The organism is Brevibacterium album DSM 18261 (assembly GCF_000426445.1).
In the GTDB taxonomy this organism is placed as follows: domain Bacteria; phylum Actinomycetota; class Actinomycetes; order Actinomycetales; family Brevibacteriaceae; genus Brevibacterium; species Brevibacterium album.
Window position 1 is genome coordinate 661,158 of the sequence record NZ_AUFJ01000009.1, and the last position, 13,930, is coordinate 675,087.

A 13,930-nucleotide genomic window follows, 5' to 3' on the forward strand; every position below is an offset into this window, starting at 1 on the left:
GAACATGCGGGCCTCTCTCGCATGTGCCTCACCCGTCCGCGCGGCCGGCCCCCGTGGGCATCCGCACGGTCAGCGACTGCGAGGCGGTTCCCAGCGGACCCCGCGCGTCGTGGAACGCCGCCTCGGTGAGGCCCGAGCCCGTGGGGCCGAAGCTCTGTCGCACGTCGAACCCGAAGGCCCCCGCGCCCGCATGCCCCGGATCCGCAGCACGCACAGCCCCAGCGCCCGTGTCTCCGGCACCCGCACTCGCAGCGGCGGCCGAGGCCGTGCTCCCGGCCTCCCTGCTCGCCGCACCGGCCGCGTCTTCGGTTCCCGCGTTTCCAGCGCCGCCCGAGGTCGCGCCCCCGCCCCCCGTCCCCGTCAGCCCCTCCGGCGCGCGCAGGAAGTGGAGGGAGAGGTCCACATTGGGGAAGAAGATCCGCTGCGGGTCCTCGCGCACGGCCAGGCCGTTCATGGAATCCGCCAGCTTGACGAAGCCCGCGAACGGCCCGTCCTCCTCACCGGCCACCAGCGGCACGTCCGAGCGCACCCACACGCGGCGGCGGCCGGGTCCCCCGCCGGGCGCCTCGGCCCCGGAAAGCGAGGCGATGTACCCGCCGGGCCACAGGCGGCTCAGGTTCCGCGGCTCGCATTCGGCCCAGCCGGGGAAGGGCTCGAACTCGTCGCCGGTCACAGGCGAGGTGTCCGAGGACTGCAGCCGCCACACCCGCGCCACGACGGACGTGCGCGGCCGCCCCTCTGCGGCAGCGCCCCTCGCCGCATGCGGACCGCCTTCCGCACCCGCCGGACGGGGAGCCCCGGGCACGGCCTCGGCGCCGGTGTGCGCGGCACGATGCACCATGCGCGCCTCCACGAGCTCGATGGTGCGCCCTGGCCGGACCACCTCGACCTCGATGTCGAACTCACCCGAGTGGATGACACCCAGGATGTCGAAGGTGATGCGCGAGATGAGCTTGTCGCTCGGCAGCGCGCGCTCCAGGTGCTGGACGACGAGGCCCGAGGCCGCACCCATGTGCTGCTCGCCGGACTGCCAGGCGCCCTGGGAATGGAGCGTGGAGCGATAGGAGGACTCTCCGGTGCGGACGAAATAGGCCAGGGGGAGGTCCTCGCCGCCGGCGCCGAGGTGGTGGTTGAGTGCAGCCATGCCGCCAATCTATCCGCCCCGGGGGCTCGCCCTGCCGCGCAGCCTCCTCGGATAGGCTGACCGCATGCGCATCGCCAACTGGAACGTGAACTCCATCCGCGCCCGTGCCGAGAGGATCGGGGCGTGGCTCGACCGCTCCGATGCGGACGTCCTGGCCATCCAGGAGCTCAAGTGCAAGGACGCGCAGTTCCCCCGCGAGATCTTCGACGAGCGGGGCTACGAGGTGGCCTTCCACGGTCTCAACCAGTGGAACGGCGTGGCGATCGCCTCGCGCGTGGGGCTCGAGGACGTCGAGATCGGCTTCCACGAGATGCCCGGATTCGGGGAGGACGGTGCCGCCGAGGCCCGGGCGCTGTCCGCGGTGACGGGAGGCGTCCGCGTGTACTCGCTGTACGTGCCCAACGGCCGCGAGCTCGACCACCCCCACTACGCGTACAAGCTCGAGTGGCTGGAGCGGCTGCGCACCGTCGCCCTCGCGCGTCTGGCCGCCGACCCGGAGGACCGCTTCGTCCTCACCGGCGACTTCAATGTGGCCCCGCTCGACGAGGACGTGTGGGACATGGCGGAGTTCGAGGGCGCCACCCATGTCTCCCCGCAGGAGCGGGCGGCCTTCGCAGCGCTGGAGGCCGCAGGGCTTGAGGAGGTGACCCGGCAGTTCACCCCGGGTCCCGGCGTCTACACCTTCTGGGACTACCAGAAGCTGCGCTTCCCCAAGAAGCAGGGCATGCGCATCGACTTCCAGCTCGCCTCCCCCGCCCTGGCGAGGACCGCCGAGGCCGCCGTCATCGACCGCGAGGAGCGCAAGGGCAAGGGCGCCTCCGACCACGCCCCCGTCATCGTCGACTACGCGGTCTGAGACCTGGAGGGCAGGGCCCGCACGCGTGGGGAGCCGGTGCGTCTGTGGAATGATGAGTGCGGCCGCTCCCGCCCGGGAGCCCGACCCCGCAGACCCCCCCCAGCGCAACCCAGCGCATCCGAGAAAGGCAAGCAGATGTCCGAGATCACCCGCTCGATCCAGGAACTCCTCTCCATCGACGGCTCCAACGGCGCCGCCATCGTCGACATCGCCTCCGGCATGGCGCTCGCAACAGGCGGCAACCCGGCCTTCGACCTCGATGTCGCCGCCGCCGGCAACTCGAACGTGGTCCGCGCCAAGCTGAACACGATGCGCGATCTGGGGGTCAGCACCCCCATCGAGGACATCATGATCACGCTGGGCGACCAGTACCACCTCATCAACGTGCTCGCCTCGGACAGCACCGAGGGTCTGTTCATCTACCTGGTGCTGGACAAGGAGAAGGCCAACCTCGCCCTCGCCCGCCACAAGCTCAAGCAGGTCGCCAAGAGCGTCCAGGTCTGAGAGACCCGGCCTCTCTCCACTGAGTGAGCGGTTTCGGTCGGTTTGCGCGTGGCAAACCGACCGAAACCGCTCACTCAGTGCATTCAGGGCTCGCCGAACAGTCTGCGGATCTGCTCCCGGTGGCCGACCCCCTCGGAGGGACCTTCCTCGGCCTCGTCCGCCGGATGCCAGAACGGCACCACCCTGCTGTGCGACCAGTCGAGGTGCCCCGCGGTGGGGTCGGCGGGGTCGCGCCCGGGTGCGGGACTCCGCGGATGCTCGTCCTCCACCGCTGCGGGCCTCTCGGGTGCCGCGTGCCGCCGAGGCGCGACGACGGCAGGCTCGGCCTCCCCCGCGTCCGGAACGGCACCCGCGGAAGCAGGCGGAACCGCGGGCGCGGCCGAGGCAGAGGGCGCCGCTGCGGGAGGCGGTGGGGGCGGCGCCGCGTGCGCGGGGGCCCGGGTGCCCGAATCCGGGGTCGGCATCCGCCCCGAGGAGAGCTCCACGAGCCGGTCCTCATTCAGCACGGAGTTGTCGAACACGCCGCAGCTGCGGCCGTCGCGGAACACCGCGATCCGGTGGCAGCAGCCGATGAGCTCGGTGAGGTCCGAGGAGGCCAGCACCACCGCGCTGCCGGATGCCGCGGCCTCTTGGACGTAGTCGTGGAACGCAGCCCTGCCCGCCTCGTCGATGCCCCGCGTCGGGTCGTCGTAGACGTAGACCTGATGCTGCTCGGAGTTCGCGCGTGAGAGCTCGACCTTGCGGCGCGTTCCCTCGGACAGCGTGCTCACCGGCTGCCGGAGGCTGTAGACGCCGATAGCGTACCTGCGGATGTCCTGGATCGCCTCTCGCAGCCGATCCCGCTCGTCCGCGAAGGACTCCCCTGCGGCGGCGGGTGCCCGGCGGAGCATGACGTCGACCACCTGGTCGTCCTCCGTCAGCTCCCCGAGCCCTTCGCGCGTGGAGAAGAAGCTCACGCCGTCCACCGTCTCGTGGCCGAGCGGAGTCCCGTCGAGGAGCACCTGGCCGGCGGAGACCGGCCCCCTGCCCGTGATCGCGCGGACGAAGCTCTCCACGCCGGACCCGCGCAGCCCGGCCAGGCCGAGCACCTCGCCCGACTTCACGGACAGCGAGACCTCGCGCACGCCTTCGGGGGTGCTCAGCCCCGAGACGCTGAGCAGAGGCCGGCCGGTCCGTGCCGCCTGCGGGCGGGAGCGGTGCGGAAACCGCTGGTCGTACATGAGCCACACCATGGAATCCCGATTGAGGTCGCGGCCGCTCACCTCAGCGCGCACCTCGCCGTTCTTGAGCACCACCGCCCGTTCGCAGATGCCCTGCACCTCGTCGAGGCGGTGCGTGACGAAGAGGACTGCCCGCCCCTGTGCCGCGATCGACTCGAGCAGGTCCAGGAACAGCAGCATGTCGTAGCCGCTGAAGGAGCTCGAGACCTCGTCGAGGAGCACGGCCCGGCTGTCCTCTCCGGCCACCCGGACCATCTCCATGAGGGCGAGCTCCACATCGGAGAGATCCCCCACGCGTTCCTCACCGGTGAGCCCGATGCCGTGAGCGGCGAACGCCTCACGTGCGGCGGCGCGTTTGTCCTGCGGCGCCCGCCCCTCCGGGACCAGCCGATAGAGGGCCTCCGCGGTGAGCAGCACCGCCGGGATCCGCGGGCGCTGCGCGACGGTGCTGATGCCCGCGGCGAGCGCCTCGGACTCGTCGCCCGGGTCGACGGGCTCACCGTCCACGCGCAGCTCTCCCGCGGTCCGCGGGAGCCTGCCGCTCGCCACTTCGATCACCGTGGACTTGCCCGCGCCGTTCTCACCGATCAGGGCGACGATCTCCCCGCTGCGGAGCGTCAGGTCCACATCCCACAGCCGAGCCCGGCGGCCCGCACTCACGGTGACCCCGGTCATCTCGAGCACTGCCGCCTCATCCACCTGCTACCACACTCTCCCGCAGAAACCGTGCATACTCCTCCGCCGAGGCGATTCTATCGCCGCTCTCCCGGGCACGCGCACCGTCGCGACTCCGAGAGCGGCGGCGCACCGCACAGCGCCCCGTTTTTGGTATACCAAATGCTATCGTGGGGAGCATGATCACCTCCGGTCCCGCTCGGGACGCCTGCGCTCTCACCGACACGGCCCCCCGGCCTCTCCGCCGATGCGCGGAGCCCGCCGCGGAGGCGAGCGCAGCCGGGGACCGCCCCCTCGGCCCCGAGACCCGGGCCCCGCACACCCGCCTCCACGGGCTCGCATGACCCCGGACGACCTCGAGCAGGACTCTGAAGCCTCCCGCGTCACACGGCACCTCCGCGAGCAGATCCTCGACGGCGTCCGCGCCCCCGGCAGCCGGCTCGTGGAGCGCAGCCTCGCCGAAGAGCTCGCAGTGAGCAGGGTTCCGGTCCGCGATGCCCTCAGGGCGCTCGCGGCGGAAGGGCTCGTGACCCTCCGCCCGCGCACCTGGGCCACCGTGCGGGTGCTCTCCCCGGATGACATCGCAGACCTCATGGAGGTGCGCCGCATCTGGGAGGCCCGTGCCTTCCGCCTCGCCGCGCACCGCCGCACGCCCGAGAGCCTCGAGCGCCTGCGCATCGCGCTCCGCACCCAGGCCGAGGCCGCCTCCCGGGGCGAGACTATCCCCGCCCGCCGCGCCGCCGCGGACTTCCACGACATCGTGCTGGAGCTGGCGGGGAACCGGCTGCTGCACGAGCTCGGGCAGACCCTCGGCGGTCGCATGCGCTGGCTCCTCGCACAGCACGACGATCTGGAACTGGTCGCCGCGGAGCATCGCGCTCTCTGCGAGGCGATCGCAGCCCAGGACGCCGAGGCCGCGGCCGGTCTCGCCGCCGCCCACCTCATGAGCAGCCTGGAGCACCTCGCACCGGACGCGGCCGCAGCCGTCCGGGCGCGCCTCGCCGAGCACCCGGACGGGAGCGCATCATGAGCCGGCCGGCCCCCTCCCAGCGCGGGCTCGACGTCCTCGCGCTCGTCTGCCTCGCGCTGCTGGCCGTCTGCCTGCGGCCCGCGGCCACATCCGTGGGCCCGGTCCTCGCGGAGATCGAGGCGGCGTTCGCGCTGAGCGGCTGGCAGACCGGGCTGCTCACCGCCATGCCCGGCTTCGCGTTCGCCGTGTTCGGCGCGCTCGCCTTCACCGTCCTGCGCGCGCTCGGCCTGTTCTGGTCGCTCGCGGCGGCGGCCGCGGCGATCGGCCTCGGCCTGGCCCTGCGGGTCGCCGTCGAGGGCTGGTGGGGCTTCGCCGGGTTCACCGTCCTGGCGCTCGCAGGCATGGCGATGGGCAATGTGCTGCTGCCGGTCTTCGCGAAGGCCCGGTTCCCGAAGCGCCAGTCCCTCGCCGTCACGCTGTTCACCGTGAGCCTCGGGCTGGGTTCGACGCTGCCTGCCCTGCTCACCGCCCCGCTCACGGCGAGCGCCGGCGGCTGGCGACTGGGACTGGGCGTCTGGGCCGTCCTCCCGCTCATGGCGCTTCTCACCTGGCTCGCCGCCCGCAGCACGGTGAGCACCGCGCCCGGGAACGGCTCACCGGCTACCGGGCCCAGGGCCTCCTCGGATGGGGCCGAGGCGCCGGCGGCTTCCGCGGGCACGTCCCCGGAGGAGCGTGACAGCGACCGCGCCGCGGCCTCCCAGGACCGGCGGCGCGGGGTGGTGCGCTCCCGCGGCGCATGGATGCTCATGCTCTTCTTCGGGCTGCAGTCGCTGCACGCGTACACCCATTTCGGCTGGGTCGCGCAGATCTACCGCGACGCGGGGCTCTCGGCGGTGGACGCGGGCCTCATGGTCACGATCCTCATCGCCGTGGGCGTCCCGGGAGGCTTCATCGCACCGCTCATCGTCGTGCGGCGCTGGCACACGCGCTGGGTGCTCGGCGCCTACGGCGTGATCTCGATGGCGGGCTACACCGGGCTGCTGCTGGCACCCACCGCGCTCCCGTGGCTGTGGGCGCTGTGCCTGGCGATCGGCGCGCTGTCCTTCCCCTCCGCGCTTGCGCTCATCAGTGCGCGCACCCGTTCGCCGGAGGTGACGGCCCAGGTCTCCGCGTTCGTGCAGTCGGCCGGCTATATGCTCGCCGCCGCCGGCCCCCTGCTCATCGGCGTGGTGCTGGCCCGCACGGGGAGCTGGGACGCACCGCTGATCGGCCTCATCGTGCTTGCGGCGGCGATGGGGGCCGCGGGTGCGCTGGCCGGGTCCCCGCGCACCATCGATGCCGAACTGGGCGAGGCCGACCGGGACGACCCCGGACCGGACCGCCGCTAGAAGACGAGTGAGCGCTTTCTGTCGGTCTGAGCGACTCAGGCCGACAGAAAGCGCTCACATCGCCGCCTCCTGCCCACCGGCACCGCCGCGCTCACCGCACGGCGGTGAGCCTCAGCGCACGGCCGTGAGCCGCAGGCCCGGCTCGTCGAAGGCGTCCGGGCGGTCCACCGTCACGGCGTCGCCGTCGCGCACCTCGCCCGAGAGGATCTCCCGGGCCAGCCGGTCGCCGATCTCGCGCTGGACCAGCCTGCGGAGCGGGCGTGCGCCGTAGGCGGGGTCGTAGCCCTCCATCGCGAGCCAGTCCTTCGCCGCACCGGTGGCCTGCAGGGTGATCCGCTTCTCCGCCAGACGGGACTGCATCGCCGCGATCTGCAGGTCGACGATCCGGGACAGCTCCTGCGTGCTCAGCGCCTCGAACAGCACGACGTCGTCGAGCCGGTTGAGGAACTCCGGCTTGAAGGCCATGTGCACGACCTCCATCACCTTGGACCGCTTCTCCTCCGCGGACAGCGACTGGTCCACGAGGAACTGCGAGCCCAGGTTGGACGTGAGGATGAGGATCGTGTTCCGGAAGTCCACGGTCCTGCCCTGCCCGTCCGTGAGCCGGCCGTCATCGAGCACCTGCAGCAGGATGTCGAAGACATCCGGGTGGGCCTTCTCCACCTCGTCCAGGAGGACGACGGAATAGGGCCTGCGGCGGACGGCCTCGGTGAGCTGGCCGCCGGACTCGTAGCCCACGTACCCGGGAGGCGCGCCCACGAGGCGGGACACGGAGTGCTTCTCCCCGTACTCGCTCATGTCGATGCGCACGAGCGCCCGCTCATCGTCGAAGAGGAAATCCGCGAGCGATTTCGCGAGCTCCGTCTTGCCCACGCCCGTAGGCCCGAGGAACAGGAAGGAGCCGGTGGGCCGGTCGGGATCGGACACGCCTGCCCGCGAGCGGCGGATCGCATCCGAGACCGACTGCACCGCATCCCGCTGACCGATGAGACGCTCCCCGATGACGTCCTCCGCATGGAGGAGCTTCTCCCGCTCCCCCTGCAGCAGCCGCCCGGCGGGGATGCCGGTCCAGGCCGCGACGACCTCGGCGATGTCGTCGGCGCCCACCTGCTCGTTGACCATGCGGGAGCCCGAGCCCGCGGCACCGGCGGCCTCCTTCTCCGCCTCGGCGGCCTCGGCGGCGGCGATCTCCTTCTCCACCGCCGGGATCTCGCCGTAGAGCAGGCGCGAGGCCGTCTCCAGATCCGTCTCCCGCGTGGCGATCTCGGCCTGCGAACGCAGGTCGTCGAGCTTCTTCCTCAGTTCGCCCACCCGGTTGAGGTCCGCGCGCTGGCGCTCCCAGATCGCATTGAGCCGGCCGAGCTCCTCCTGCTTGTCCGCGAGGTCCGCCTGCAGCGCCTCGAGGCGTTCGCGCGAGGCCGCATCGGACTCCTGCGAGAGGGCGAGCTCCTCCATCGTGAGCCGGTCCACGGCACGGCGGAGCTCGTCGATCTCGATGGGGGCGGAGTCGATCTCCATGCGCAGGCGCGAGGCCGCCTCGTCGACGAGGTCGATCGCCTTGTCCGGCAGCTGCCGGTCCGGGATGTAGCGGTTGGACAGCGAGGCCGCGGCCACGAGCGCGGAGTCCGCGATGGTGACCTGGTGGTGGGCCTCGTAGCGCTCTTTGAGGCCGCGGAGGATCGCGATGGTGTCCTCGACGCTGGGCTCGCCCACGAACACCTGCTGGAATCGCCGCTCGAGGGCGGGGTCCTTCTCGATGTTCTCGCGGTACTCGTCCAGCGTGGTGGCGCCGATCATCCGCAGCTCGCCGCGGGCCAGCATGGGCTTGAGCATGTTGCCCGCGTCCATGCTGGAGTCCCCGCCGGCGCCGGCGCCCACCACCGTGTGGATCTCGTCGATGAAGGTGACGACCTCGCCGTCGGAGCCCTTGATCTCCTCGAGCACGGCCTTGAGGCGCTCCTCGAACTCGCCCCGGTACTTGGCTCCCGCCACCATCGCGGAGAGGTCGAGGCTGATGAGCTGCTTGTTGCGCAGGGACTCCGGCACATCGCCGGCGACGATCCGCTGCGCGAGCCCCTCCACCACCGCGGTCTTGCCCACGCCGGGCTCGCCGATGAGGATCGGGTTGTTCTTGGTGCGGCGGCTGAGCACCTGGATGACGCGGCGGACCTCGGAATCGCGGCCGATCACGGGGTCGAGCTTGCGCTCGCGCGCGGCGGCGGTGAGGTCGACGCCGTACTTCTCCAGCGCCTGGAAGGTGGACTCGGGGTCCTCGCTCGTGACCTTCCTCCCGCCGCGCACCTGGGGCAGGACCGCCAGCAGAGCCTCACGGGCGGCACCGGCGCTCTTCATGGCCTCGCCCACCTCGCCCTGGTCGGACGCAGCGCCCAGGAGCAGGTGCTCCGTGGACACGAAGGTGTCGCCGAGGGCCTGCATCTCCTGTTCCGCGGCGTTGATGAGCGCCATGGAGGGACGTGAGAGGCCGGGCTGGCTCACGGAGGAGCCGGAGACGGTGGGGAGCGCTGCGAGGATGCGCTCGGCTGAGGCGCGCAGGCTCTCGACCTGCGCGCCGGCGGCCTCGAGGAGTGAGACCGCGATGCTCTCCGGCTGGCTCAGCAGCTGGACGAGGATGTGGGCAGGCTCGATGTGGCCGCTGCCGCGTGCCACCGCATCCTGGGCGGCACCGGACAGGACCTCCTGCGACCGGGTGGTGAACTTGGCTTCCATGGGGACTCCGTTCTGTCTTCGGGCCCGTGCGGGCAAGGCCGCCCGCACGGATCACTGTGCTTCTGACAGGTCAACAGGAACAAAGTTGAGTCTATTCCACTCAAGGTGAGATTTCGAGAGTGCCCGCCCTTCGTGGCACAGTGGCCTCAGCAGGAACCGCCTGCCGGCACCCCGCTCCGACGAGGCCGGTCACCGCGACGGGACGGGTCGCCGGCGCGGATCGCGACATGATGCGCACGTGCACAACGAATGCATCACATTTGCCCGCGAGGCACTGCATGTGAAGTTCTCCGACTTACAGAACTACCTATAGTGAAGTGGCGCAGGCGGCCGAGGCCGTCCAGTGTGCGCAGCACCCGATCCGCAGTCCCGGCCCTCACGCCCAGTGCACCGCCGGCGAGGACACCTTCGAGGGGGTTTCTTGGGCCGTACGTCCGCCTGGCAGAAGCGTCTGCCCATGACGGCATTCATCGGTGACGTGCTCATCATCGTCCTCACCCTCGTCATCGCACAGGCGAGTCGCTTCAATGAGGCCGACGCCCGGCTGGCCGCCGCCGTTCCCGTCGAATACTGGCTCGTCGGCATCCTCATCGGCGCACTCTGGCTCCTCGCCCTCACGGTCTGGAAGGCGTGGGACATCCGCGTGATCGGGGCCGGCGCCCTGGAGTACCAGCGGATCTTCGCCGCGACGCTCGCGGTGTTCGGCGGAGTCGCGATCGTCTCCTATGCGCTGCGGATCGAACTCGCACGCGGCTACGTCGCCATCGCGGCACCCCTGGGACTCGTGCTGCTCCTGGTCTGGCGATGGCTCTTCCGCAGGCACATCTCCCGCCGCCGCAGCCGCGGTGAGCTGAGCAGGAGGCTCCTGATCATCGGCGGTCCCGGCGAGGTCCTGCAGCTCCACCGGAGCTTCGCCCGCACCCCGGGCGCCGGCTACCGGCTCATCGGGGCGGTCATGCCCGGGTACAGCCTCAGCTCCCCGGACGGGGAGGAGCTCCCGGTTCCGGTCCTCTCGGTGGATCGGGAGGTCAGCGCCATCATGGACTGCATCCGCACGCACGAGGCCGAGGTGGTGGCCATCACCGGCCACGGCCTCAAACCCCGCACCATGCGGGCGCTGAGCTGGGAGCTGGCGGCACAGGAGGTCTCCCTCGTCCTCGCGCCCGCGCTCACGGACATCGCCGGCCCGCGCATCCACTCCCAGCCCGTCGCGGACCTGCCGCTCATCCACGTCTCGACACCGCGGCTCGACGGCTTCCAGGCCGTCGTGAAACGCAGCTTCGACATCGCGGCCTCCGCCCTGGGCCTCATCCTCATCTCACCGCTGCTGCTCGCGACCGCGATCGCCATCAAGCTCGACGACGGCGGCCCCGTCTTCTACGCGCAGCAGAGGGTCGGCCGGGACAACATGCCGTTCACCATGTTCAAGTTCCGCTCGATGCGTCCGGATGCGGACGCCCTCCTGGAGGAGCTGCGCGCTCTGCAGGACAGGGACGCGGGCAACGGCGTGCTCTTCAAGATGCGCCAGGATCCGCGCATCACGCGGGTGGGCTCATTCATCCGCAAGTACTCCATCGACGAGCTCCCGCAGCTCGTCAACGTCCTGCTGGGCACGATGTCCCTCGTGGGCCCGCGCCCGCCGCTCGCGAACGAGGTGGAGCAGTACAACCAGCTCGCGATGCGCCGCCTCAAGGTGACTCCGGGCATCACCGGACTCTGGCAGATCAACGGGCGCTCGGACCTCGACTGGGAGGAGAGCATCCGGCTCGACCTCTACTACGTGGAGAACTGGTCCTTCCTCCAGGACATCATCATCGTCATCCGCACCGTCAAGGTCGTGCTCGCGAAGGACGGCGCGTACTGAGGCGCCGGCTGCGCAGGAGAGGGGACTGCGCTGCTGCACGCAGACGCCTTGTCCATCACACCCTCGGGCGGGAGCGGTGAAGGCGGATTCGGAAGGTGATGACGCGTTCGGCGCCGGTGAGGTCGCACCCGGAGCCGCGACGATGATGTGAGGGAGCGCTACCCCTCCTCCACGGCGGGAGATCCGCCGGTGCGGACGAGCACCCCGGCCTGCGCGAGAGCCTCGCAGGCCGCCGCCAGCGCCTCGCGCACCTCCCCGCCAGGAGGCGCGCCCAGGGCGCCGACCACGCGCTCCTCGAGCTCCTTCCAGCCGTCCCCCGCGCACAGCCCCGCCCACAGGACCGGACCGAGGCCGGAGAGCAGCTGGGCCTGCCGGTCCTCGGTGAAGACGACCGTGCCGTCCTCGCATTCGATCGCGTCGAGCACAGGAGCCGCCGCATAGGGCAGCCGATCCGCAGCACCGTCCGTCTGCACAGCGGACCGCCCGGAGGCGCCCAGATCTGCGTCCTCTCGCCCGGCCGCGGCCCCGCACCCGCCGGCCGCCGCTTCGCGCGCTGCGCCGCGCCGGCCCCGCCCCAGCGGCAGCACCTGCCTCCAGGAGCCGCACCTCCCGGGCGCGTACAGGTCCGGAATCGCCTCGCTCAGCATGTCCGGAGCACCGGCGAGCAGACGGCGGACGCCTCCCGTGGCCTCGGCGACCTCGGCGATGCGGCGCAGCGGGTGGGGCAGCTCCGCGAGATAGCTCGTCTGCTGCACGAGCTCCACGAGGGCCTCGGCCAGCGGAACCTGGGTGACGGAGGGCTCCGCGCGACCGTCGTCGCGACGGTCGAGGAGCACGAGCCCGGCGATGTGCAGGCGCGCAGCGGGCAGCGGGCGGAGCCCGAGCTGCGAGGGGGCGATCTGCAGCTTGTGGGAATGGCCGTCGGTGATGACGGAGAGCGGCTTGCGGTACGGCAGCACCTCTCCGCTCTCCGTGATCGCAACCGTCTCGTCGCTCACATAGCCGCGCTCCCGCGCGAGGCTGCGGACCGTCGTGGTCTTCCCCCGGCCGGAGGGGCCGATGATCGCCACGACCGCCCCCGTGTCATCGGCGATCCCGCCCGCGTGGAAGAGCAGGTGCGAGCCGCAGCGGGTCTCGAGCGCAGCGAGCGTCACCTTGGTGCTCAGCGTCGAGGCGATGGCCTCCAGCGCGGTCTCCGCGAGCATGCCGAGATCCACCGCGGGCGCAGCACCGGAGGCGGCCCCCTGCCCAGCATGCGCCCCGACGGGCTCGGCCTCCGCCCAGGGCTCCAGCAGCCGGGAGAGGAGGCGTGGCGACTCCGCTCCGGCGGCGGCCCGCACCTCCACCCGAAGGCCCATCGCATGCACCCAGCCGCGAGTGTGCTCCTCCCCCGCCGCAGGGGCGCTCGCCCCGCCGCTCATCTGCTGGTTCACGTTGCCCGGAGCCTCCTGCCGGCGGACGCCCACTGCCACGGGCACCGCTGATGCGTCTGTGCGTTCAGGAGAAATCTATCGTGCGGGCACCGAACCCGGACAATGCACGCACCGGATGCAGCGCACTCAGGCCGGGTGCGTCCGCTCCGAGGCCGGCGCGGCGGGCCCCGCGTTCCCCGAGGCACCGCCCCGCACTGCGTGCAGGCTCTCCGCGAGCGCGCCGATGTCCGCCGCGCCCTCCACGACGGGCGAGGCGACCACGGGCTGCGCCGCACCTCCGAGGAGCACCGCGGAGGGCGTCCCCCGCACGCCGAGGACCCGCCGGGCGGACTGCGCAGCGTGGAGGGCGAAGGGGACGGCCGCGGCCAGCTCGTCCCCGAGCTCCTGCGGCGTGGCGGTCGCCGCGACCCGCAGCTGCACCGGTGCGATGGTCTGCGCCCAGTCCTCCAGGAGCACGGCGGCCTCCCGGCAGGGCGGGCAGCCGGCGGAGAGGAAGACGAGCAGCACGGGCCGGCTCCCGCCGAGGCGGGCGAGGGGAACGGCGGTGAAATCGGCGCGCAGGAGCTCGGCCTCGGGAATGGGGTCGCCCATCCGCGCAGCGAGAGACCGGGGAGCGGACGCGGAATGCGCTGTGAGCGCAGCGGAGGGAAGCTCTCCCGCAGCAGCGGTGGGCGCCGTCCCGCCCGCACCGCGGCGGAGCAGGGCGAGCTGCACCGCGAGCACGAGGCAGAGGAGCAGCGCCCATGCGAGTGCGCTGGCGAGCACACCCACGGGTCCGGTGGCGAGCAGGGCAGGGAGGAAGGGCGCGTGCGCGGGAGCGGTGAGCGCCGCTCCCGCCGTGAGGACGAGGGAGAGGGCGAGCGCCAGCTCGGCCGGCGCCACGGCACGGGCGATCCACTGCCGCCGCAGGATCACGGGCACGCGCAGTGCGCACATCGCCTCGAGCAGGCGCCCGGAGCGCCCGAGGCCGGCGAGGCCGGAGACGGCGAAGACCGCGATGACGACCCCCATGCCGATGAGGCCCGGGATCGCAGCGCCCGGACTCGCGAGATCCGGCATGTCCCCTCCTCCCCCTCCCCGGCCGCGCCGGGCACGGTGCGCCCCGGCGCGGCCGGTGCCGATGCCCGTGCCGAGATCGGCGCACCGGCA

10 protein-coding genes are annotated in these 13,930 nt (G+C 72.0%); 5 read left to right on the forward strand and 5 right to left on the reverse strand.

Features of this window, described 5'->3' with window-relative positions; all coding sequences use genetic code 11:
- Positions 1–28: 28 nt before the first annotated feature.
- Positions 29–1,144: an acyl-CoA thioesterase domain-containing protein gene (locus tag K318_RS25415; RefSeq protein ID WP_051297399.1), complete on the reverse strand. Its 1,116-nt coding sequence runs from the start codon at positions 1,142–1,144 to the stop codon at positions 29–31.
- Positions 1,145–1,208: 64 nt separating this feature from the next.
- Here K318_RS25415 and K318_RS0103065 point away from each other — a divergent pair, with 64 nt between their 5' ends.
- Together K318_RS0103065 and K318_RS0103070 are read left to right on the forward strand one after the other, a co-directional pair.
- A complete protein-coding gene (locus K318_RS0103065; protein ID WP_029088386.1) occupies positions 1,209–2,000 on the forward strand; it encodes an exodeoxyribonuclease III in 792 nt (263 codons plus the stop codon).
- Between the two features lie 135 nt (positions 2,001–2,135).
- Complete coding sequence (locus tag K318_RS0103070; RefSeq protein ID WP_029088387.1) at positions 2,136–2,504, forward strand: hypothetical protein; 369 nt, start codon at positions 2,136–2,138, stop codon at positions 2,502–2,504.
- A gap of 83 nt (positions 2,505–2,587) precedes the next feature.
- Here K318_RS0103070 and K318_RS0103075 read toward each other — a convergent pair whose 3' ends face one another.
- Entirely contained in the window at positions 2,588–4,399 is a 1,812-nt protein-coding gene (locus K318_RS0103075; protein ID WP_245579757.1) for an ATP-binding cassette domain-containing protein, read from the reverse strand.
- A gap of 340 nt (positions 4,400–4,739) precedes the next feature.
- Between K318_RS0103075 and K318_RS19010 the strand changes: the two genes are divergently transcribed.
- On the forward strand, positions 4,740–5,429 hold the full coding sequence (locus tag K318_RS19010) for a GntR family transcriptional regulator (RefSeq protein WP_035280216.1): 690 nt from the start codon (positions 4,740–4,742) through the stop codon (positions 5,427–5,429).
- Positions 5,426–6,757, forward strand: coding sequence for an MFS transporter (locus K318_RS19015; RefSeq protein ID WP_035280218.1), 1,332 nt, complete (start codon positions 5,426–5,428; stop codon positions 6,755–6,757). The genes K318_RS19010 and K318_RS19015 overlap by 4 nt, the downstream gene beginning before the upstream one ends.
- Positions 6,758–6,868: 111 nt before the next feature.
- On the opposite strand, the gene clpB is transcribed toward K318_RS19015, so the two are convergent.
- Positions 6,869–9,484, reverse strand: a complete 2,616-nt coding sequence (gene clpB, locus K318_RS0103090) for an ATP-dependent chaperone ClpB (protein WP_029088389.1) — start codon at positions 9,482–9,484, stop codon at positions 6,869–6,871.
- A gap of 457 nt (positions 9,485–9,941) precedes the next feature.
- On the opposite strand from clpB, the gene K318_RS0103095 reads away from it, so the two are divergent.
- Positions 9,942–11,348: a sugar transferase gene (locus K318_RS0103095; RefSeq protein WP_051297401.1), complete on the forward strand. Its 1,407-nt coding sequence runs from the start codon at positions 9,942–9,944 to the stop codon at positions 11,346–11,348.
- A gap of 158 nt (positions 11,349–11,506) precedes the next feature.
- Here the strand turns inward: K318_RS0103095 and K318_RS23395 are convergent, their stop codons facing one another.
- Together K318_RS23395 and K318_RS0103105 are read right to left on the reverse strand one after the other, a co-directional pair.
- A complete protein-coding gene (locus K318_RS23395; protein ID WP_156913748.1) occupies positions 11,507–12,781 on the reverse strand; it encodes an ATP-binding protein in 1,275 nt (424 codons plus the stop codon).
- Between the two features lie 126 nt (positions 12,782–12,907).
- On the reverse strand, positions 12,908–13,840 hold the full coding sequence (locus K318_RS0103105; RefSeq protein WP_029088391.1) for a TlpA family protein disulfide reductase: 933 nt from the start codon (positions 13,838–13,840) through the stop codon (positions 12,908–12,910).
- Positions 13,841–13,930: the final 90 nt, after the last annotated feature.